This is a genomic window from Variovorax sp. FG153 (assembly GCF_057809595.1).
The window spans coordinates 99,861-121,635 of sequence record NZ_JBMDKG010000003.1; the positions used below are offsets into that span (position 1 = coordinate 99,861).

A 21,775-nucleotide genomic window follows, 5' to 3' on the forward strand; every position below is an offset into this window, starting at 1 on the left:
ATCGCTACGCCGCCTGAGCGGCCGCGCGCTCGAGCGCGGCAATGAACATGCGCTGCGCCGGACGCAGCATCTCGCCTCGGCGCGAGAAGCAGCAGATCGGACCGCGCAGCAGCACGTCGGGCGTCGCGATGCGCCGCGCGCGGCCCTCGCGCTCGAACTGAAGTGCATGGCGGCTGGCGATGGCCCACAGCATGTCGGCGTCGCGCAGCAGGTTCAACGCCAGCGCCGCCGATTCGGTCTGCACATCGGGTCCGGCCTGCGGGCGCCGCTCGCGATGCACGGACAGCAGGCGGTCGATCTTCGGCCGCAGCGGCGTGTCGCGCGGTGGCAGCACCCAGGCTTCCTGCGCCAGCTCTTCCCAGCTGACGCGCTTGCGGCGCTTCGCCAGCCGGTGGCCGGGCGCGGCCAGCACCACGCTCGATTCTTCGTACAGCGCGCGGACCTCCACCCGGTTGAGGTCGATGCGGAACTCCGCATGCGACAGCATCAGGTCGATGCGGCCTTCCAGCAGGCTCTGGTGAAGCGTCTCCAGCGACTGCAGGTGCACGATGGGCATCAGCTCGGGCAGCATGCGGCGGGTGGCCGCCACCGCCTGCGACAGGGCTTCGGGCGAGAACACCGCCAGCGCGCCGATGCGCAGCTCGCCGCCGGCGGTTTCGCGCAGGCCCAGCAAATCTTCTTCGGCGACGTCGATCTCCGACAGGATGCGATCGGCATGCTGCGCCAGGCTCTGGCCGGCCGACGTGGGCCGGATGTGCTTGGTGGTGCGCTCGAAGAGGGTGATGCCGAGCTGGCGTTCCAGCTGCGCCAGCGTGCGCGAGGCCGCCGGCTGCGTGGTGTGCAGCAGCTCGGCGCAGCGGCTCAGGTTGAGTTCGCGCGCCAGGGTGCTGACGAGCAGCAGCTGGCGTACGGTCAGGTGGCGGCGCAGCGAAAGGGTCATTGCGGGATTTATACCGCCGATGGCATGAATCGCCGCAAACAACTCATTTGTGGCCGGCCGGGGCGCTTTCCATAATCCGCGCCGAACCGCCGCAAAGAGCAAACCCATCCGCATCTCTGGAGACATCGCGCCATGCCGTTCTTCCTTCGCCATCTGTTCCTCGTCGTCCTGCTGGCCGCGCTGTGGCCCCTGGGTGCCAGCGCCCAGGCCTATCCTGCGAGGCCGATCCGGCTCATCGTTCCCTGGCCTCCGGGCACGCCGGCCGATGTCGCCGGACGCATCGTCGCCGAGCGCATGGGCGCGGGCCTCGGCCAGCCGGTGGTGGTGGAGAACAAGCCCGGTGCCGCCGGCACCATCGGCCTGGCCGATGCGCTGCGCTCGCCGGCCGACGGCCATACCGTCTACATGCTGTCCTCGGCCTCGCTGGTGGCACCGCTGCTGTTTCCCACGCAGAACATCGACTTCGCGCGCAGCCTGGCGCCGGTGGGCCACGTGGCCTGGAGCACCAATGTGCTGGTCACGCCGATGGACAGCCCGTTGCGCAGTGCGAAGGACGTGGCCGAGCAGGCACGCGCCCAGCCCGGTGCCTTGAGCTTCGCCTCGGGCGGCAACGGCACGCCGGCGCACCTGGCCGGCGAGTTGTTCCGCCAGCAGACCGGCACCGTCAGCACCCATGTGCCGTACAACCAGTTCACCCTGGCGGTGGGCGACCTGATCGCAGGTCGCGTGAGCTACATGTTCCTCACGGCCTCGGCGGCGCTGCCGCAGATCCAGGGCGGCAAGTTGCGTGCGCTGGGCGTCACCGGTGCCGAGCGGCTGCCCGCGCTGAAGGACGTACCGACCCTGGCCGAGCAGGGCTTCGGCGAATTCGTGCTGCGCTCCTTCGACGGCATGACTGTCAAGGCCGGTACCGCGCCGGAGATCGTCGCGCGGCTCAATGCCGAGTTGAACAAGGCACTGTCCACGCCCGAGGTGCGCGAGCGGCTGGCACCGCTGGCGCTCGAGCCGGAGCCGATGCCGGCGCAGCGATTCGGCGCCGTGATCGCCTCGGAGTCGGAGCGCTGGCTGCGCATCGCCAAGGCCGCTCGCATCAAGGCGGATTGAGATGCGCGACGACGCCGACATCGTGATCGTGGGCGCCGGCTCGGCCGGCTGCGCGCTGGCGGCGCGACTCAGCGAGGACCCGGGCCTGCGCGTGCTGCTGGTTGAGGCAGGCAGCGCTTCCCTCGACCCCTGGCTGCGCATCCCGATCGGGTACTTCAAGACCGTGGGCCATCCGCGCCACGACTGGCGCTTCGAGACCGCGCCCGACCCCGAGATGGACGGGCGGCGGTTGCCCTGGCCGCGCGGCAAGGGCCTGGGCGGCTCCAGCCTCATCAACGGCATGCTCTACCTGCGCGGCCATCGGCGGGACTACGACCAGTGGGCCGAGTTGGGCAATCCCGGCTGGGACTGGGACAGCGTGCGGCCTTACTTCGAGCGCGCGATGCATCCGGAAGGCCGTGCGCGCGCCAGCGACGGTCGAGGCGGCCCGCTCAGCGTGGCCGATCTGCCGCCCGATTCGCTGTCCGATGCTTTCATTGCCGCCGCGGCAGCGCGTGGCATCCCGGGCACCGACGATTTCAACGGCGGCGACAACCATGGTGCCGGCTACCTGCGCATGACGCTGCGCAACGGCCAGCGCATGAGCAGCGCGCGCGCCTATCTCGCGTCGGCGCGGAAGCGGCCCAACCTGCGCATCCTCGAGGGCGCCCGGACCCTGCGCGTGCTGTGCGAGGGCGGGCGCGCACGGGGCGTGGAGGTGCTGCACGAGGGCCGGCGTCGCCTGCTGCACGCCTCGGCCGAGGTCGTCCTGTGCGCGGGCGCCGTGCAATCGCCCCAGTTGCTGCAGCTCTCGGGCATCGGTCCCGCCGAGCAACTGCGCCACCATGGCATTGCCGTGGCCCTGGACCTGCCGGGTGTGGGCGCCAACCTGCAGGACCACCTGCAGGTGCGGCCGGCGTTCCGCTGCCACGGCGCGCTGACGCTCAACGACATCGCCAACAGCCGGCTGCGCGGCGCGCGCGAGTTCCTGCGCTACGTCTTCACCCGCGGCGGCGCGCTGCGCAACGGCGTCTATCGCGCCGGCGCCTTCCTGCCGGTGGAAGGCGGTGCCGACTGGCCCAATGTGCAGGTGCACTTCGGCCTGGTGAGCTTCGACCGGCCGCACCAGCCGCCGCATCCCTTCCCCGGCATCACGCTGTCGGCCTGCCTGCTGCGGCCGCACAGCCGCGGGCGGATCGGGCTCGCATCGTCCGACCCGCTGGCGGCGCCGCGCATCGAGGCCGGCTACCTGAGCGACGAGGCGGACCGCCGGCTCGCGGTGGCCGCGGTGCACGCGATGCGAGAGATCGCCGGCGCCGCGCCGCTGGCGGGCCACATAGCCGCCGAGCACGAGCCCGGCCCCGCCGTGCGCAGCGACGCGGAGCTGCTGCAATGGGTGCGGCGCCGTGCCGGCAGCATCTTCCATCCGGTGGGTACCTGTGCGATGGGGCCCGAGAGCGACCCGATGGCCGTGCTCGATGCGCGGCTGCGCGTGCGCGGCATCGAAGGACTGCGGGTCGTCGACGGCTCGGCGATGCCGCGCATCGTTTCGGGCAACACCAACGCGCCGATCATCATGATGGCGGAGCGGGCGGCCGACCTGATGCGCGAAGACCTCGGCGTGCGGGCCTGAGACGCCGGGGCCTGGTTCCCGAGCGGGCGGCGCCGGATGCGCTGTCCGTTCAGGGCAGGCGCGCGATCCTTTCCGTCAGCAAGTCGAAGAACCCCTGCGCATCCCCATCCGCGATCCAGCGCACGTTCGCCGGCTTCTTCAACCCCCCATACCAGTCCACCACCGTCTGCCCGAACCCCAGCCCTTCGCGGCTGTCGATCGCCACGTTGACCCATCGGCCGCTGAACAGCGAAGGCTGCAGCAGGTAGCCGATCACGGTGGCGTCGTGCACCGGCCCGCCGGGCAGGCCGTAGTACTGCATGTCGTGCCGCACATAGGCATCGAGGATGTCGGCCACGATCCGGCCCGCCTCGTTGCCGAGGCCGCGCAGCCGCGCGATGCGCTCGGGTGTGGCCAGCACCTTGTGCGTGAGGTCCAGCGGCAGCATGGTGATCGGCACGCCGCTTCCGAGCACGATCTCGGCCGCATGCGGATCGGCGAAGACGTTGAACTCGGCCGTCGGCGTGATGTTGCCGCCGTTGAAGTGCGCGCCGGCCATGAGCACCAGCTCGCGCAGGCCGCGCACGATGTCGGGCGCCTGCGCGAGCGCCAGCGCGAGGTTGGTCTGCGGGCCGAGCATCGCGAGCGTCACGCTCTGCGCGGGCGCGGCGCGCAGGGTGTCGATCAGGTAGTCGACCGCATGCCCCTCGGCCAGCGGCTGCGCGGGCTCGTGCACCTGCACGCCGGTGATGCCCTCGCTGCCGTGAATGTCGGCCGCGTAGATCGGCGTGCGCAGCAGAGGGCGCTGCGCGCCGCCGTGGACGGGAATGTCGGGCCGCTGCCCCCACTCGCGCGCGAGCCGCGCGTTGCGCGAGGTCTTGGCGAGCGGCACGTTGCCGGCCACCGTCGTCAGCGCCTGGATCTTCAGGCGCTCGGGCGAGGCCATGGCGAGCAGCAGCGCGATCACGTCGTCGGCACCGGGGTCGGTGTCGATGATCAGCGTGTGGACGGTGGTGTCGTCGGAAAGCGGGGGCGTGTTCGTCGGCATGCGGGCTCCAGGCAGGCACGACGATGCGCGCGCCTGCGGGCAGCCAGTCTGCCAGAGCTTCAGCCCAGGAGCCGCCTCGCGAAGAAGGCCAGGATCTCGTCGCGCGCGGCAATGGTCGGCTGCCCGGCCTCGTCGATCAGGTGCGCGGTGACCACGCTGTGCGGGCTCGCGACCACCTGCGCGAAGAAGGGCGGCGTGTCGGGGTTGGCCGCGCTGTCGGGCAGCACGCGCGCCACGAAGCGCGGGCCCAGTGCCTGCGAGAAGGCCGCGAAGCGCTCGGCCTTGCAGAACCTGTCGCCGTCGAAGCGGTAGGCCATCACCGTCAGGTCCTCGCGTTCCAGCCGCTCGCGCACGGCGGCCAGTTCATCGGCCGCCACGTTGGTGCCGGCCGGGTCGTCGAGCGGCAGCGAGGGCTGGCACACCACGGGCGCGAGCACGGCGCGCTCGAGCATCATCGACAGCGCGAAGTTGCCGGTGAAGCACATGCCGATCGCGCCCACGCCGGGGCCGCCGCATTCGGCGTGCGCGAGCCGCGCGAGCGCGCGCAGCCACTGCGTGACGGGGCTCGAGGCATTCGACGCGAAGGCGCGGAACTCGGCACTCACGCAGGCGCGCTTGAACACCGCCGCGCCTTCCTCGGCCTGCGGCACGGCCCCGTCGTGGCCGAACAGCGAGGGCATGTAGACGGTGAAGCCCGCATCGCGCACCCAGCGCGCGAAGCGCGCCACCTGCGGGCTGATGCCGGGCATCTCGGTCATCACGATCACCGCGGGGCCGTGGCCCATCAGGTAGACCTTCTTGGCGACGCCGTCGAGTTCGATCTCGCGTGAAGAGAAGTCGTCGAGCGGGTCGTCGCGGTCGAGCGGGCGGGTTGCGGGTGCGTGGGACATGGCGTGGGCAGTGGGGTGGATGAAGCTTGTATTGGGCCCACCGGCCGTTCAGAATGGCAGTGTCCTGTTTGACTGTTTCAGGGCCGAATCGGACAACACCTCCCCATGCATGACTTCACGATCCTGGTGCTTCCCGGCGCCTTCGCCTCCAGCGTCGCCGCCACGGCCGACATCCTCGGCGCCGCGCGCTCGGTGGCCGCGCGCGCCGGCGTGGCGCCGCCGCGCTGGCGGCTGTGCTCGCCGGCCGGCGGCATGGTGCCATTGCGCTCGGGCATGCACATCGACACCGTGCGCCTGCCGGCCCGCGCGCGCGACGACCGCTCGACCTGGGTGGTGCCGGGGCTCGGGCTCGACACGCCCGAGCAGATCCGCCGCTGCCTCGAGAGCGAGGACGCCGCGCGCGCCATCGAGGGCCTCGCGCGCCATGCACGCGCCGGCGGCCAGGTCGCGGCCTCGTGCTCGGCGGTGTTCCTGCTCAATGCGGCGGGCCTGCTGCAGGGCCGCCGCGCGACCACCTCGTGGTGGTATGCCGCGCTGCTCAAGCGCATGGCGCCCGATTGCACGGTCGACGTCGACCGCATGGTCTGCGCCGACGGCGCGGTGGTCACGGCCGGCGCGGCCTTCGCGCAGACCGACCTGATGCTGCACCTGCTGCGCGAACGCTGCGGCAGCGCGCTCACCGATCTGGTGTCGCGGCTGCTGCTGATCGACGGGCGCCAGGCGCAGGCGCCGTTCATCGTTCCCGAGCTGCTGGCCAACGGCAACGACCTGGTGGCGCGGCTTGCGGCACGCGTGGAAGCGGCGCTGCCGGCACCGCCCTCGGTGAGCGAGCTGGCGCGCGAGTTCTGCATGTCGGAGCGCACGCTCGCGCGCCACGTGATGAAGGCCACCGGCAAGAGCACGCAGGCGCTGTTGCAGGGCGTGCGGCTGCGGCGCGCGCGGGCGCTGCTCGAGTCCAGCCGCATGACGGTCGACCAGGTGGCCGGCGCCGTCGGGTATCAGGACGCCACCGCGCTGCGGCGCCTGATGAAGAAGGTGGCGGGCGCGAACCCCAGCCGCTATCGCAACTGAGGCGCGCCGGCCCGCGTGGCGTTTGCTCTTACTTCTTGCGCGCCGCGATCGCCTTCTCGGCGCGCGCCACGAGGTCGGCGCCCACGGTCGGCTTCCACTTCTCGTACACCGGGCGCGTGGCCTTCACGAAGGCCTCGCGCTCCTCGGGCGTGAGGCTGGTCACCGTCACGCCCATGCCCGCGATGTCCTTGAGCACGGGCTTGTCGGCTTCCACCAGGCCCTTGCGCGCGATGACGATTTCTTCCTTGCCGGCGTCGATCGCGGCCTGGCGCACGATGGCCTGGTCGGCCGGCGTCCACGAGGCCCAGATCTCCTTGTTGACCACGAACACCAGCGGGTCGGCCACATAGCCCCAGGTGGTCACGAACTTCTGGCCCACGGTGTGCATCTTGAGCACGGTGAACAGGAACAGCGGGTTCTCCTGGCCGTCGACGGCGCCGCTGGCGAGCGCGGGCTGCGCATCGGCCCAGCTCATCTGCGTGGGGTTGGCGCCCAGCGCGGTGAACATGTCGGAGTAGATCGGCGAGCCGACCACGCGGATCTTCATGCCCTTGACGTCGGCCGGCGTCTTGATCGGCCGCTTCGAGTTGGTGATCTCGCGGAAGCCGTTCTCGCCCCAGGCCAGCGGCACCACGCCGGCCTTGTCGAGGGTCTTGAAGATCTCCTGGCCGACCTCGCCCTGCGTGAGGGCGTCGATGGCCGCGTAGTCGGGCATCAGGAAGGGCATCGAGAACAGGTTGAGCTGCTTGACCTGCGGCGACCAGTTGATGGTCGAGCCCACGGCCATGTCGATCACGCCCTGGCGCAGCGCGCTGAACTCGCGCGTCTGGTCGCCTTGAATGAGCGACACGCCCGGGTACAGCTTGATGTTGATGCGGCCCTGGGTGCGCTCCTTCACGAGGTCGGCCCAGATCTTCCCGGCCTGGCCCCACGGCGTGGGCGGGCCCAGCACCAGCGACATCTTGTACTCGGCCTTGTAGGTGGCCTGCGCCATGGCGCCGGTCGTGAAGCCGAGAGCGGTGGCGGCCATCGCGAGGCCCAGCAGAGTGCGGCGGAATTTCATCTGATCTATCTCCTCGTTGAAAAAATCGGGCAGCCGGACGCGAAGAACGCGAAGGTTTCGCGAAGAACGCGAAGGTTTCGCGAAGGACGCGAAAGGAACATCCTTTTTCTTTTTTGCGTCCTTCGCGAAACCTTCGCGTCCTCTGCGTCCGGCTGTCCGCGTTCAATACCCCAGCTTCCTGGGCAGCCACAGCGCGAGTTCGGGGAAGGCGATCACCAGCACCATCACCACGAACATCGAGAACAGCATCCAGCCGACCCAGCGCACGGTCTCCTCCATGCGCACCTTGGCGATGCGGCACGACACCATCAGGTTGACGGCCAGCGGCGGCGTGAACTGGCCGAGCGCGACCTTGAGCGTGAGGATCACGCCGAACCAGACCGGGTCCCACTTGTAGTACTGAACGATCGGCAGCAGCAGCGGCACGAAGATCAGGAAGATCGAGACGCCGTCGAGGAACATGCCGACCGTGATGAGCAGCAGGATCAGCAGCGCGAGCACGCCGTATTCGCCCAGGCCCGAGTTGACGATGGCGCGCGTCACCGGATCGATCACGCCGAGCGTCGACAGCGAGTAGGCGAAGATGCCCGCGAGCGAGACCACCAGCAGGATCACCGCCGAGAGCTCGCCCGATTCGCGCAGGATGACGAACAGGTCGCGGACCTTGATGGTGCGGTGGATGCACATGCCGACGAAGAGGCCGTAGAACACGGCGACCACTGCGGCCTCGGTGGGCGTGAACCAGCCCGCGCGCATGCCGCCGAGGATCAGCACCGGCGCCGCCAGGCCCCAGGTGGCTTCGCGGAAGCTCTTCCAGAACGGCGGGCGCGGCAGGGTGGATTCGAGCGCGCCCATCTTGTGCTTGCGCGCCAGCCATACGGCCGGAATCATCAGCGCCAGGCCGGCCAGCACGCCGGGCACCATGCCGGCGGCGAACAGTGCCGGCACCGAGGCGCCGGGCACCAGCACCGAATAGACGATGAAGGCCACCGAGGGCGGGATCAGGATGTCGGTGGCCGCGGCGGCGCCGACCACGCTGGCCGAGTAGGCGGCCGGATAGCCGGCGCGCGACATGGCGGCGATCATCACCGCGCCCACCGCGGCGGCATTGGCCGGGCCCGAGCCCGAGATGCCGCCGAGGAACATCGCGACCGCGATCGCCACCAGCGGCAGCATGCCCGAGCCGCGGCCCACGATGGCGATGGCGAAGTTCACGAGGCGCAGCGCCACGCCCGAGCGGTCGAAGATCGAGCCCACCAGCACGAACATCGGAATGGCGAGCAGCGGGTACTTGCCCAGGCCGGCATAGAAGTTCTGCGGCACCGCGAGCAGGCCGAACCACTGGGCGTCGGTGTTGGCGAGCGCGATGCAGGCCGCGCCGGCCAGGCCGAGCGCCGCGCCGATGGGCACGCCCACCAGCATCATCAGCAGGAAGGCGACGAACAGGAGCGTGGCGATCATTCGGCGGCGTCCTGCTGGTCGTTGTTCTTGTGCTTGCGGCCGCGCCGCACGAACAGCCCGATGGCGCGCAGCGCGATGGCCAGCGACACGATCGGCAGCCAGATCGAATACCACCAGGCCGGCACGCCGATGCCCGGCGAGGTCTCCTCGAAGCGGTAGTCGTCCCAGACCATGCGCACGCTGAGCGCGGCGATCAGGCCGAACAGCGCGGCGATCATCAGCGCGCCGAACTGCGCCAGCCGGCGGCGCCGCGCCATCGAGCCGCTCTCGGCGAAGTACTCGATGCGGATGTGGCGGTCGCGCGCGACCGCGGCCGAGCCGGCGACCAGCGCCAGCATGATCATCAGGAACACGGAGAACTCCTCGGTCCAGGCGAAGGAGGAGTCGGTGAAGTAGCGCACCAGGACGTTGGCGAAGGTGATGAGCGCGAGCGCGCCCATGATGAGCACGGTGAGCCAGTCCTCGATGCCCAGTGGCACCTTGGTGGGCTCGTCGGCGGCTTCGATGTCGGGGGGGAGGGGGCTGGCGGCGTCCAGCGTGGGGCCGGACTCAGGAGGAGTGGTCATCGGAGGAAACGGGCAGCTGGGGCAGGCGCCATGTCACCGGGCGGTCGCCGGGACGCGATCCGTACACCTCGACAGGGGAGCTGGCGTCGATTCTGGGGCGTCAATGTCCACTGATATATCGGGGGTTTCCTTAGCTGTTGGCTGGGCTTTTGGGGCGCTGGAAGGGGTAGGTTTTCTGCGTTTTGGCGGCTATGGGCGGTTGCCTGGGGCGTCCGGGGCGTGCACAGGACACCGGGTGCTTCCCTCCGCGAATGTCCCCCGGCCTTCGGCCTCCTCCTTGATTTCGCTGCGGGAAGCACCCGGTGCCCTGTGCACGATAAGTGCTGCTGTGAGGTTGAGAGTTCGACCGCTGCGGTTGGTTGCAGATGGACGTGCGGGGGCGTACCACCGAGCTTCGTGAGAGAGAGGTGCCGCGGGGCGCCGGGCAAAATGGAAGCTCTCGAAGGACAAAACGTATGAAGTGGATCACCGCATTCGACTTAGGCACCTGGGCAGCGCGCACAACGTCCAAGGCCCTCTTCCCCGGACTAGTTGCGGACCTGATCCGCGCGTCGGTCGATGACATCGGTGCCTTCCGTTTCCCAAATGGCGAGAAAGGCTACGTCCGTGGGTTCGACGGCGTCCTCCAGACAGACACTGGCGCCAAGCCGTTTGTACCCAGGGGCCACTCAATCTGGGAGTTCGGGCTTGACGTAAAAGTCTCGGGGAAAGCGGACGACGACTACAAGAAACGCACGAACGAAGTCTCTGCCGAAGAGCGAAAGAACATGACACTTGTGCTTGTAACCGCGTACACCTGGGACAAGCCAAGGCTGAAGCGGGAGACGTGGCTCAAGAAGAAGCGCGACCTCAAAGAGTGGGCTGCTGTTGACCTTATCGATGGAAGCCAGTTGGAGCACTGGCTTGCAGACCACCCGGGCGTGGGCGCTTGGTGGGCTCGCGAAGTATTGGCACTGGTGCCGAGGCATGGCGTACGCAGTATCGACGAGTACTGGGCTGAGTTCTCCAACCGCTACGTCCCCGCGCTGACGGAACAGGTTCTTCTATGCGCGCGCCAGGCCCAGGCAGAGAAGTTGGTAAATGCGCTGATTGCGGGGGAGGCGAAGCTGCGCCTGACCGCCGACTCGCCGGACGAGGTCATTGCGTTCGCCGTGGCCGCGATCCGCAACGCCGAGGCACAGAAGCGGCTGTACCTAGAGTCGCGAACCCTCGTGGTCGATACTTCGGAAGCCGTCGATCAGTTGGTCAGCATGAAGGATCTCATGTTTCTGCCGCGGGGTGCGGCGCGTAATCGGGCAGGCCAGTTGGCGACGACGGGGCCGACCGTGATTAGCGCCGGCGCAGACGAAGATCGCAAGAGCTTTGATGTGCTGGAGCGCCCCTCGACGCATGCGCTCGGGGAAGCGCTGGCTTCGATGTTCCCTGCACAGGAGGTTGCGATGGACCGCGCCCGGAAGTGCGGCCGAAGTCTTGCGGTCCTGGCGCGCCAGATTCCGAGCAGCGCGGCCGAGAACCCGGCCTGGCTTTCTAACGCACGCGACTTAATCCCTGCGTTGCTCGCCGGCGGTTGGGACGCAGCCAGTGAGCCGGATAAGGATGTGCTCCAGGCGCTTGGGCGTCAGAAGGACTACGACGCGGTGGAAGAGCCGTTCCGCGACCTGAGGGTGTCTGTGGACCCGCCGATCGACCGGGTGGACACCGTGTGGCGAATGCGCGCACCAGTCGACGCCTTTACCTACCTTGGAAAGCGCCTTGGCCAAGCCGATCTAAATGCTTTTGCCGTTGCCGCTAAAGATGTGTTCGGGCGCGTCGTCGAGCCGCCCAAGGCCTCGGATCGGTTTCGGCTGGACAGGAAACCGGAAGAGATTCACAGCTCGTGGTTGCGTGAAGGCTTGGCTACGACCCTTCTACTGATCGCGGCGCTGGGTGAGGAGGTGGGCCTAGTGATCCCGAATTCCACACCGAAACGCTTCGTGGATGGAATCGTCAGTAGCTTGCCCGGGCTCGGAACAGATTGGCGAGTGGTCGCGAGCTTGCGGGACAACCTGACTTTTCTTGCAGAGGGCTCGCCCGATGCTTTTTTGGGCGCCCTTGAGCACCTGCTCGAGGGCGGCCCCAACAAAGTCCAGCCGCTGTTTGCTGAATCTGATGACATATTCGCGCCGACCAGCCCGCATGTGTTCGTGTTGTTTGCGCTCGAAGTTCTGGCATGGGATCCGGCGTATCTGCTCCGCGTCTGCAAGGTGCTCGCTCGTCTGTCCGCCTTCGACCCGGGGCTAAAAATGGAGAACCGGCCTGTCAATACGCTGCGGTCAATCTTCCTGTCCTGGGCGCCGAACACCAATGCTCCATCGAAGCAGCGTGACGGTGTCCTGACCACCATCATCGGTGAGTTTCCGGGGCTTGCTTGGGAGTTGTTGGTCAAGTTGCTTCCGAGGCCCTATGACCACTCTAGTTCGAACTCAAGGCCGCTCTTCCGGGAGGCGGGCGGTTCGAATGTGGAGGAACTCACCTATGGCATCGTCTGGAGCAGTCAAGATCACGTCGTGCGGTTAGCGCTCGACCAGGTGATGGGAGACCCCGCTCGCATGATCACGCTCATTAATGAGTTGGGCCAAGTGCAGGAGGGCTCGTTTGACTCGATTCTTGCCGCCACTGCTGAATTCCTGGCGACTGCGCCTGCCGCTCCGCGATATGAAGTGTGGAAGGCGCTTCGACATGAGGTGAATCGCAATCGCACCTATCAGAGCATGGATTGGGCGCTTAAGGGCGAGGCGATCGCCAAACTAGACGCAGTCGTTCAGCGGTTTGAGCCGAAGAACCCTGTGCTGCTCCATTCGAATCTCTTTGACGACTGGATGCCACACATCCCCGGCGTGGCAGATGACGACACTGAGAGCATCGAAAAGGCACGTGCGCAGGCTGTGAAAGAGATCCTCGAATACGGCGGCGTTCTCGCTATCGTCGAGTTGGCCCAGCGCGTGAAGGTTCCTTATCTCATTGCTCCGGCACTGGAGAGCGCCAATCTAAGCGAAGCGGACAGCAAGACGTTCGTGCTCGCCGCCGTTGGTGCCGGCACTGCCGATCTCATCGCGTTGGCCTCGTCAGTTTCGGCATGGATGTTTGCTAAGCACAAGACTGATTGGAATAAATCCCTGGCCGATCTGGCAGGTGTGAACGGATGGTCTGCGGAGACGTTGGCGAGCATGTTGTTGCAACTTCCAGAAAGCGCAGAATCGTGGGCTGTCGTGGACAGTTTTGGTGAGGAAACCAGTAAGGCTTACTGGCAGACGAAGCACCCGTTTGCAATCAAGGGCACTGGAGACGACCTCACCGTTGCGTTGATGCGCTATCTAGCCGAAGGCAGGGCGATGGGCGCGATGGCCGCAGGGCACAGCCGGTTGGCCGAAGTGGACTCGCCAACATTGTTCCGCATGCTTGACGAGGCCGTTGCCCAGATCAACATGGCATTGTCCGCGAGCGGCACGATGACTACGTACTACATAGAGGCAGTTTTCAAGGCCCTTGAGGGACGCTCAGATGTCTCTGATGACGAGGTTGCCCAGCGGGAGTATGCGTACTTACCTATATTCGATCGCCGGAAGGGTCCGCTGAAACTTCATCAACTCATTGTTCAACGTCCGGAACTGTTCCTTGAGTTCATTAAGCTGGTATTCAAACCCGCATCGGGTGAGGCGCCGCAAATGGACGACGCCAAGCGTCGTCACGCGACAGCAGCGTATCGACTGCTGAGTGGCGTGAACATCGTGCCAGGCCAGACAGGGAGCGACGTCGACGAAAAAACCGTTGTGGAGTGGTGTCTTGCGGTCCAGAAACTCGCTGCTGAGGCAGATCGAGTGCGCATCACGGAGCAGTACATCGGCCACGTTCTCGCTCATGCGCCAAACGACGATTCGGACAAGGGGTGGCCACACAGCGCGGTGCGAACCGCAATCGAAAGACTGGCAAGTGACGACGTTGATAGCGGCATCATTGTGGAGCGGCACAACATGCGTGGCGTTTTCGGCAAGGCGATTGGCGAGGGAGGCGAGCAAGAAAGGACGTTTGCAGAGCAAGCGAAGAAGTGGGCAAAGATCGCTGCTGGCTATCCGCGGACTTCGGCCATGCTGTTCAATCTGGCGAATAGCTGGGAAAAGAGTGCCGAGGGTGAAGACATCCGCGCGGCGAAAGACCGGCTCCGGAATTGAGTGTTCGAATCAGGTGGCGCTGTTCATCGGGTAATGTGCTTCGATTGATCAAGGTCGAAGCCATTAATCCATTGGCAGTTGGTCTACTGCATTGTTGTTGCCACGATGGATCATTTTTGCCGGGAATGTCTGCTGTGCGCCGACTGGCACTGGGCCGGAAGACGCAATAGACTGGAATCGCTGCAAACTGATGCTTGCATTGTCTGTCGATGATCAGCATGGAGTGCATCGCTCTCACCCGGTCCTGTCCCACACGCAACCTCAGCTAAACCAGATTCCCTACAGCGCGAGGATTTCAGCCGCGTACCTCAAAGAACCCGTTCACTAGGGCAGGCTGCGAAATCCGCAGCCCGCAGACCAGCCCCTACCCGCCAGCCTCAAGCGCCCCATGTCGCGCCTTCTCGCTCATCTGAAACAACTCCCCCGCCTCGCGCGCAAGTCCAGCCGCAAGCCAGATCAGGTTGTCCAGTTGTCGAGGCCCATCACCGCTGCACCAATCGATGTCTTTCCCGTGGCAGACCCACAGCAGCGCTTCGAGTTGAGAGAGGGTGTTTTCGAGGAGATCCGCCGGGCCTTGGGCGGTTTCTCCGGGAGATACCGGCGTGCGACGCCGGGCTATAGTCTTGGTAGCCATTTATGTGCGCTCCTTAGAGGTGGTTGCACGTTTTTGGTTAGACGGCCGGGGTGCTCACTACACCCTGGCCGTCGCCTTTTGATACCTCGCATCCGCATCGCTGCTTTCGCACCGACGACCTGCCGCGAGGCAAGCAGCCTTCGAACATCTCAGTGGATTGGTGTGTTGCGCCTTTCTGCTCCCACGGTTGGGGTAGCGAGTGACAGGGGCATCAACTCTAGGGAAGAAGTGGGCGGGTTGCCGTGCCGTTCGGCACGAAGTCGCGGCAACCGCCAATAAATGCAGCTTCGGCAATGCACGGCGCACAGGCCTCGAAGAGGCCGTGGCGTGCAGGTCCCGGTCGGCGTGATCGCCGCCGGGATGCGGGCAGGAAAAGACTCAGTCCATCCAGGACCGCGCCCGGTCCAGATGCTCTCGGCACTCGCGCACCATGCGTTCCAGCAGCTCCGCGCAAGTCGGGATGTCGTCGATCAGCCCGATGCATTGGCCGGCCGAGACCACGCCGTCCTGCACCGCGCCCGACTCCAGCGCGGCGCGGCCGCGCGCGCCAGCCACCAGCGGGCGGATCTCCTCGAACTCGCAGCCACCCGGACGGTTCTCCGTGGCCACCACCTCTTCGGAGATCGCGTTGCGGAACACGCGCGCGGTGTTGCGCATGGTGCGGAACATCAGCTTGGTGTCGCGCTCGCTCGCATCCACCAACGCCCGCTTGATGTTGTCGTGGATCGGCGCTTCCCTGGTCACGCAGAAGCGCGTGCCCATGTTCACGCCCTCGGCGCCGAGCGCGAGCGCGGCCGCCATGCCGCGGCCGTCGGCGATGCCGCCCGAGGCGATGATGGGGATGCGCAGCTTGCGTGCCGCGATCGGCAGCAGGATCAGGCCCGGCACGTCGTCCTCGCCCGGATGGCCCGCGCACTCGAAGCCATCGACCGACACGGCGTCGACGCCATTGCGTTCGGCCGACAGCGCGTGGCGCACGGAGGTGCACTTGTGGACGATCTTCACGTCGTGGCGCTTGAGCGCTTCGATGAAGTCCTTCGGGCTGTTGCCCGCGGTCTCCACGATCTTCACGCCGCTGTCGATGATCGCCTGCACGTACTCGGCATAGGGCGGCGGCTTCACGGCCGGCAGGATCGTGAGGTTCACGCCGAAGGGCTTGTCGGTGAGCGCGCGGGTGCGCTCGACCTCGCGGCGCAGGTCGTCGGGCGTGGGCTGCGTGAGCGCGGTCACGATGCCCAGGCCGCCGGCGTTGGAGACGGCCGCGGCCAGTTCGGCGCGGCCCACCCACTGCATGCCGCCCTGCACGATCGGGTAGCGGATGCCGAGCAGCTCGGTGATGCGGGTCTTCATGCGGGCGCTTCCTCTTACAGCGTCTTCACCAGCTCGGGCACGGCCGTGAACAGGTCGGCCACGAGGCCGTAGTCGGCCACCGAGAAGATCGGCGCTTCCTCGTCCTTGTTGATCGCCACGATCACCTTCGAGTCCTTCATGCCGGCCAGATGCTGGATCGCGCCCGAGATGCCCGCGGCGATATACAGCTGCGGCGCGACGATCTTGCCGGTCTGGCCCACTTGCCAGTCGTTCGGCGCGTAGCCCGCATCGACTGCTGCGCGGCTGGCGCCGAGGCCCGCGTTGAGCTTGTCGGCCAGCGGGGCCATCACTTCGGTGAACTTCTCGGCGCTGCCCAGCGCGCGGCCACCGGAGACGATGATCTTGGCGGCCGTCAGTTCGGGGCGCTCGCTCTTCGTGACTTCACGGCCGACGAAGCTGCTCTTGCCGCTGTCTGCGACGCCTTCGGCCGTTTCGACCGTTGCGCTGCCACCGGTGGCGGCGGCTGCATCGAAGCCGGTGGTGCGAACGGTGATGACCTTGGTCGCATCGCTGCTCTGCACGGTGGCAATGGCGTTGCCCGCATAGATCGGACGCTCGAAGGTGTCGGGGCTGTCGACCTTGGTGATGTCGCTGATCTGCGCGACATCGAGCTTGGCGGCCACGCGCGGCGCGACGTTCTTGCCGTTGGCGGTCGAGGGGAACAGGATGTGGCTGTAGTTGGAAGCGATCGCGAGGACTTGCGCCGCGACGTTCTCGGCGAGGTTCTCGGCGAGGCTGGCGCTGTCGGCGGCGATGACCTTGGTGACGCCAGCGATCTGGGCAGCGGCCTTGGCGGCTTCGGCCGCGTTGGCGCCAGCAACGAGCACGTGGACGTCGCCACCGCAGGCGAGCGCGGCGGTCACGGTGTTGAGGGTGGCCGGCTTGATGCTGGCGTGGTCGTGTTCGGCAATGACAAGTGCGCTCATGTTCAGATCACCTTCGCTTCGTTCTTCAGCTTGTCGACCAGCGTTGCAACGTCGGGCACCTTGATGCCGGCGCCGCGCTTCGGCGGCTCCGAGACCTTCAGCGTCTTCAGCCGCGGCTTGACGTCCACGCCCAGGTCCTCGGGCTTGAAGGTGTCGAGCTGCTTCTTCTTGGCCTTCATGATGTTGGGCAGCGTGACGTAGCGCGGCTCGTTCAGGCGCAGGTCGGTCGTGATGACGGCCGGCAGCGTGAGCGAGACGGTCTCGAGGCCGCCGTCGACTTCACGCGTCACGTTGGCCTTGTCGCCGGCGACTTCGACCTTGCTCGCGAAGGTGGCTTGCGGCAGGTCGGCCAGCGCAGCCAGCATCTGGCCGGTCTGGTTGGCATCGTCGTCGATGGCCTGCTTGCCCAGGATGATGAGCGAGGGCTGTTCCTTGTCGACCAGCGCCTTGAGCAGCTTGGCGACGGCCAGCGGCTGCAGCTCTTCCGAGGTTTCGACCAGCATGCCGCGGTCGGCGCCGATGGCCATCGCGGTGCGCAGGGTTTCCTGCGACTTGGCGTCGCCGCACGAGACGGCGATGACCTCGGTCACCACGCCCTTCTCCTTCAGGCGCACGGCCTCTTCGACGGCGATCTCGTCGAAGGGGTTCATGCTCATCTTGACGTTGGCGATGTCCACGCCCGTGCCGTCGCTCTTGACGCGCACCTTCACGTTGTAGTCGACGACCCGTTTGACGGGCACGAGAATCTTCATGGCTGGTCCTTCAATGAAAAACGGAGGAGAGGTTCACTCGAGCTTCGCGCCCGACTGCTTGATGAGGCGCTCCCAGATCGGCCGCTCGGCCTTCCAGGCGGCGGCGAAGAGTTCGGGCGAGCTGTCCTTGATCTCGAAGCCCATGGCCGCGATGCGCTCGCGCACGTCGGGCTGCTGCGTGGCCTTGCGCACTTCCTCGGCGATGCGGTCCACGATGGGCTTGGGCGTCTTGGCGGGCACGGCGATGGCGAGCCAGCCGGTGACGCGGTAGGCCTCGTCCTTGAGGCCCTGCTCGGCCAGCGTGGGCACGTTGGGCAGGGTGCTCATGCGGCGCTCGCCGCTCACGCCGATGGCGCGGATCTTCCCGGAGTCGATGTGCGGCTTGGCAACCAGCGCGCTGGCATAGGCCATCTGGATCTGGCCGCCGATCAGGTCCTGCATCATCGGCGCCTCGCCCTTGTAGGCGACGTGGCTCATGTCGGACTGCGTGGCAAGGCTCATGTGCGCGCCGGCCAGGTGCGGATAGGCGCCGATGCCGTACGAGCCATAGGCGACCTTGCCCTTGTTGGCGACGACGTACTTCAGCAACTCGGGCCCGGTCTTGGCGGGCACGCTGGGATGCACCACCAGCACCAGCGGCGCGGCCGCGATCTGGTAGACCAGCGTGAGATCGCGCGCCGTGTCGTAGGGCAGCTTCTCGTAGAGGAATTCGTTGGTCATCAGCGAATTGCTCAGCCCCAGCACGATGGTGTAGCCGTCGGGCGCCGACTTGGCGACCGCGTCGGTGCCGATGATGCCGGCCGCGCCGGGCTTGTTGTCGACGACGATGGGCTGGCCGAGACCGGCCGACATCTTCTGGCCCAGCACGCGCGCGAGCACGTCGGTGGCGCCGCCGGCCTGGAAGGGCACGACCATGCGGATCGGCTTGTTCGGATAGGGCGCCTGGGCCTGCGCCGGCGCATGGGCCAGCGCGAACAGGGCGGCAGCACCTGCGGTGGTGGCGGTGGCGCGCAGCAGCGCGCGACGGGTCGGGTGTCGGGTGATGGTCATGGTGTCCCTGATGGTTCTTGGGGTCGGAGAAACGAAAGGCGGCGGGCCGTGCGCTGCGGCCCGCCGTGCGGCGGCTTCAGGCCGTCGCCACGCGGGTCTTGAAAGGCAGTGGCTCGAGCGCCTTCTGCAGCCGCTCCGAGAGAGCAGCGGACTGCGCGCCGGCGGCGGCGGAGTCGATGGTCACGCGCACCAGGCTCTCGCCCTCGTGCGTCACGCTCGGGCGCGCGGCTTCGGGCAGGCCGAGTTCGGCGCACAGCTCGGCCACGGTGGCGGCCACCACGCGGCTCGCGGCCATGGCGCGCAGCTCGGGCTTGTAGATCTTGCCGACGTTGGTCATCGGCAGCGCATCGACCAGCGCCACCCACTTGGGCTTGGCCGGTGCCTCGTCGACGCGCGCGGCGGTGAAGGCCAGCAGCTCGTCCTCGGTGGCCACGCCGCCGGGCACCAGGGTCGCGAACACCACGGGCAGTTCGCCCGCGTAGGCATCGGGCGCGCCGACCGCGGCGCAGACCTGCACCGCCGGGTGGGCGCTCAGTGCATCCTCGATCACCTTGGGATCGATGTTGTGGCCGCTGCGGATGATCAGGTCCTTCGAGCGGCCCGTGAGGTTGAGCCGCTCCTCGCTGTCGATCCAGCCCAGGTCGCCGGTCGCGAGCCAGCCGTCGGCCGTGAAGGCCTTGGCGTTGTCGGCCGGATCGACGAAGCCCGAGAACACGTTGGGCGACTTGAACAGCACCATGCCGGTCTCGCCGCGCGCCACCTCGCGGTTGCTCGCGTTGCCGTGCTCGTCGAGCGCCACCACGCGCATCTGCATGTAGGGCAGCCGAAAGCCGACGCAGCCCGCGGGGCCATCGACGCCGGGCGGCGTGATGGTCGAGATGCCGGCCATCTCGGTCATGCCCAGGCTCTCGTGCACGTGCAGGCCGAACAGGCGCTCGAAGCGCGCGGCGAGTTCGGGCGAGAGCACGGCCGCGCCGGTGCGGCAGTAGGTGATCGATGAGATGTCGGCGCCGTCCAGCGGCACGTTGGCCAGCGCGGCCAGCACCGTGGGCACGGCCGACAGCGAGGTCGGGCGGTACTTGGCGACCAGCTTCCAGTAGTTGGCCAGCACCTGCTTGTTGCGCAGCAGCGAGGGCGTGGGAATCACCACCTCCACGCCGGCCGACAGCGACGCCAGCGAGGCCGGCAGCACGCCCGCGACGTGGAACAGCGGATAGCCGTTGATCGAGATGCCGTGCTCGTTCATGCCCGCGACCTGCACGCTGGCCCAGGCGGTGAACACCTGCGCGCCGTGGCTGTGGCGCGCGAGCTTGGGCGCGCCGGTGGTGCCGCCGGTGTGGAAGTAGGCGGCGATGTCGCTCGAGGCGATGTCGCGGCCGCTCACGAGGCGGTCATCGGGTTGTGCCGCGCGCAGCGCCTCGAAGTCGGCCACGCCCTCGGGCAGCGCGCCCGCCGCGCCCGGTGCCTCGTCGTGCGGCGCCACGCGCAGCAGGGTGGTGAGCCCGGGCACCTGGCCGCGCAGCCGCAGCGCCTTCGACCACATGCCCGACTCGGCGTCCGAGCCATAGGCGATCAGCACCTTGGCGCGGGCCGCGGTCATCAGCGCGACCAGCTTCTCGTCGGTGAGCAGCGGATTGAGCGGCTGCACGATGCCGGCCGCCTCGCCGCCCCAGAGCGCGAGGTGGTATTCGAGGCAGCCCGGCAGCAGCACCGCCACCGCATCGTTCGGGCCCACGCCCAGGCCATGCAGCAGGTTCGCGGTCTGGTGGATGCGCGCGAGCAGCTCGGCATACGACCAGCGGATCGGCGCGTCGTCCGGGTTGCCGGTGCGCAGGAAGGTCAGCGCCGTCTTGTCGCCGAAGGCATGGCCCGCGTTGCGAAAGATCTCGTAGGTGCTGCGCACCGTGAGCGCCTGCGCCAGCGGCGTCTGCTCGAGCGCGTGGATGTCGGCGAGGCTGCGCACGGGGCGCGCGGGCCGGAACGGCGCGCCCACGGGCGTCGCGTAGTCGTTGTCGTGCCGGTCGTTCCTGTCGGTCATGGCCTGTCTCCTTGTTCCCTTGAAATCGTCGCCGTGTCGGCCCGGCTGTTTTACTGGTTCGTGATGTGGTTGTCGCGGATGACCTTGCCCCAGCGCTCGAAGTCCTGGCGCATGCGCTCGGCGGTCTGGTCGGCGGTACGGTAGGCCGCGAACGAGCCCACGCCCTGCAGCTTGTCCTGCACTTCCTTGTCGGCCAGCGCCTTCTTGAGTTCAGCGCTCATGCGCTCGACCACGTCCTTGGGCGTGCCGGCCGGTGCCAGCAGGCCGCCCCACGAGGTGGCGTCGAAGCCCGGGAAGCCCTGTTCGGCCACCGTCTTCACGTCGGGCAGGAGGCTCACGCGCTGGCCCGAGCCGACCGCGATGGCGCGCAGCTTGCCCGCGCGGATGTGCGGGATCACGGCCACGAGGTCGGAGAACATCGCGGGCACCTGGCCGCCGATCAGGTCGGTCACAGCGGGCGCGCTGCCGCGGTAGGGCACGTGCTGCATCTCGAACTTGCCGATGTTCTTGAGCTGTTCGGTCGTCAGGTGGCCGAAGCTGCCGGCACCCGCGGTCGTGTAGTTGAGCTTGCCGTTCTCGGCCTTGGCCTTGGCGATCAGGCCCTGCAGGCCGGTCACCTCGGGCAGCGCCTTGGGATTGACCACCAGCACGATCGGCAGGTCGTAGACGCTGCCCACGGGCGTGAAGTTCTTGAAGATGTCGTAGCCGGTCGGGCCGTAGAGGTGCGAGGCCAGCAGCGTGGGCGTGGCCAGCATCACGAAGGTGTAGCCGTCGGCCGGCGCGCGCGCGGCGGCGGCCGCGCCCACGGTGCCCGAGGCGCCGCTGCGGTTGTCGATCACGATGTTCTGGCCGAGCGCGGCCGACATCTTCTGCGCCACGATGCGCGAGGCCACGTCGGTGGGACCGCCGGGCGGGAAGGGCACGATCAGCGTGATCGGCTTGGCCGGCCAGGCCTGCGCGAAGGCGGCACCGGCGGCAAGGGGAAGGGCGAGCGCGAGGAGTGCACGGCGAAGGGGACTGCGGAGGGTACGGAGAGAGAGGGAGGCCATGGACTTCTGCTTC

General features: G+C 67.6%; 17 protein-coding genes. 4 read left to right on the forward strand and 13 right to left on the reverse strand.

What is annotated here, in order from left to right; all coding sequences use genetic code 11:
- Positions 1 to 4: 4 nt before the first annotated feature.
- Complete coding sequence (locus ACODT0_RS05705; protein ID WP_422098088.1) at positions 5 to 940, reverse strand: LysR family transcriptional regulator; 936 nt, start codon at positions 938 to 940, stop codon at positions 5 to 7.
- 132 nt (positions 941 to 1,072) lie between these two features.
- Between ACODT0_RS05705 and ACODT0_RS05710 the strand changes: the two genes are divergently transcribed.
- Positions 1,073 to 2,044 (forward strand): Bug family tripartite tricarboxylate transporter substrate binding protein, encoded by a 972-nt coding sequence (locus ACODT0_RS05710; protein ID WP_296739415.1) that lies wholly within the window; start codon positions 1,073 to 1,075, stop codon positions 2,042 to 2,044.
- Position 2,045: 1 nt separating this feature from the next.
- The gene (locus ACODT0_RS05715) at positions 2,046 to 3,656 is read left to right on the forward strand and encodes a GMC family oxidoreductase (RefSeq protein ID WP_489040822.1); all 1,611 of its coding nucleotides are present in this window, start codon (positions 2,046 to 2,048) and stop codon (positions 3,654 to 3,656) included.
- A 49-nt stretch (positions 3,657 to 3,705) separates the two neighbouring features.
- Here the strand turns inward: ACODT0_RS05715 and ACODT0_RS05720 are convergent, their stop codons facing one another.
- Both ACODT0_RS05720 and ACODT0_RS05725 read right to left on the reverse strand, forming a co-directional pair.
- A complete protein-coding gene (locus ACODT0_RS05720; protein ID WP_489040823.1) occupies positions 3,706 to 4,683 on the reverse strand; it encodes a nucleoside hydrolase in 978 nt (325 codons plus the stop codon).
- A 59-nt stretch (positions 4,684 to 4,742) separates the two neighbouring features.
- On the reverse strand, positions 4,743 to 5,573 hold the full coding sequence (locus ACODT0_RS05725) for a dienelactone hydrolase family protein (RefSeq protein WP_489040824.1): 831 nt from the start codon (positions 5,571 to 5,573) through the stop codon (positions 4,743 to 4,745).
- 105 nt (positions 5,574 to 5,678) lie between these two features.
- Between ACODT0_RS05725 and ACODT0_RS05730 the strand changes: the two genes are divergently transcribed.
- Positions 5,679 to 6,644 (forward strand): GlxA family transcriptional regulator, encoded by a 966-nt coding sequence (locus ACODT0_RS05730; RefSeq protein ID WP_489040825.1) that lies wholly within the window; start codon positions 5,679 to 5,681, stop codon positions 6,642 to 6,644.
- Positions 6,645 to 6,672: 28 nt separating this feature from the next.
- Here the strand turns inward: ACODT0_RS05730 and ACODT0_RS05735 are convergent, their stop codons facing one another.
- The 3 genes from ACODT0_RS05735 to ACODT0_RS05745 all read right to left on the reverse strand — a co-directional run bounded on the left by ACODT0_RS05735 (position 6,673) and on the right by ACODT0_RS05745 (position 9,734).
- A complete protein-coding gene (locus ACODT0_RS05735) occupies positions 6,673 to 7,707 on the reverse strand; it encodes a DctP family TRAP transporter solute-binding subunit (protein WP_489040826.1) in 1,035 nt (344 codons plus the stop codon).
- A 162-nt stretch (positions 7,708 to 7,869) separates the two neighbouring features.
- Complete coding sequence (locus ACODT0_RS05740) at positions 7,870 to 9,168, reverse strand: TRAP transporter large permease (RefSeq protein ID WP_057590991.1); 1,299 nt, start codon at positions 9,166 to 9,168, stop codon at positions 7,870 to 7,872.
- Positions 9,165 to 9,734, reverse strand: coding sequence for a TRAP transporter small permease (locus tag ACODT0_RS05745; RefSeq protein WP_057598344.1), 570 nt, complete (start codon positions 9,732 to 9,734; stop codon positions 9,165 to 9,167). The genes ACODT0_RS05740 and ACODT0_RS05745 overlap by 4 nt, the downstream gene beginning before the upstream one ends.
- Positions 9,735 to 10,189: 455 nt before the next feature.
- On the opposite strand from ACODT0_RS05745, the gene ACODT0_RS05750 reads away from it, so the two are divergent.
- Positions 10,190 to 13,942: a hypothetical protein gene (locus tag ACODT0_RS05750; RefSeq protein WP_489040827.1), complete on the forward strand. Its 3,753-nt coding sequence runs from the start codon at positions 10,190 to 10,192 to the stop codon at positions 13,940 to 13,942.
- 364 nt (positions 13,943 to 14,306) lie between these two features.
- On the opposite strand, the gene ACODT0_RS05755 is transcribed toward ACODT0_RS05750, so the two are convergent.
- The 7 genes from ACODT0_RS05755 to ACODT0_RS05785 all read right to left on the reverse strand — a co-directional run bounded on the left by ACODT0_RS05755 (position 14,307) and on the right by ACODT0_RS05785 (position 21,762).
- Positions 14,307 to 14,576 (reverse strand): hypothetical protein, encoded by a 270-nt coding sequence (locus ACODT0_RS05755; protein ID WP_489040828.1) that lies wholly within the window; start codon positions 14,574 to 14,576, stop codon positions 14,307 to 14,309.
- Between the two features lie 378 nt (positions 14,577 to 14,954).
- Positions 14,955 to 15,926 carry an NAD(P)H-dependent flavin oxidoreductase gene (locus tag ACODT0_RS05760; RefSeq protein WP_489040829.1) on the reverse strand — a complete coding sequence of 324 codons (972 nt, stop codon included), beginning with the start codon at positions 15,924 to 15,926 and terminating at the stop codon, positions 14,955 to 14,957.
- Positions 15,927 to 15,940: 14 nt separating this feature from the next.
- Positions 15,941 to 16,873 carry an electron transfer flavoprotein subunit alpha/FixB family protein gene (locus tag ACODT0_RS05765; protein ID WP_489040830.1) on the reverse strand — a complete coding sequence of 311 codons (933 nt, stop codon included), beginning with the start codon at positions 16,871 to 16,873 and terminating at the stop codon, positions 15,941 to 15,943.
- Positions 16,874 to 16,875: 2 nt separating this feature from the next.
- Positions 16,876 to 17,625 (reverse strand): electron transfer flavoprotein subunit beta/FixA family protein, encoded by a 750-nt coding sequence (locus ACODT0_RS05770; protein ID WP_489040831.1) that lies wholly within the window; start codon positions 17,623 to 17,625, stop codon positions 16,876 to 16,878.
- 33 nt (positions 17,626 to 17,658) lie between these two features.
- The gene (locus ACODT0_RS05775) at positions 17,659 to 18,675 is read right to left on the reverse strand and encodes a Bug family tripartite tricarboxylate transporter substrate binding protein (protein WP_057595488.1); all 1,017 of its coding nucleotides are present in this window, start codon (positions 18,673 to 18,675) and stop codon (positions 17,659 to 17,661) included.
- 76 nt (positions 18,676 to 18,751) lie between these two features.
- Positions 18,752 to 20,713, reverse strand: a complete 1,962-nt coding sequence (locus tag ACODT0_RS05780) for an acyl-CoA synthetase (protein ID WP_489040832.1) — start codon at positions 20,711 to 20,713, stop codon at positions 18,752 to 18,754.
- A gap of 50 nt (positions 20,714 to 20,763) precedes the next feature.
- Positions 20,764 to 21,762 carry a Bug family tripartite tricarboxylate transporter substrate binding protein gene (locus tag ACODT0_RS05785; protein ID WP_057595483.1) on the reverse strand — a complete coding sequence of 333 codons (999 nt, stop codon included), beginning with the start codon at positions 21,760 to 21,762 and terminating at the stop codon, positions 20,764 to 20,766.
- Between the last annotated feature and the right edge of the window lie 13 nt (positions 21,763 to 21,775).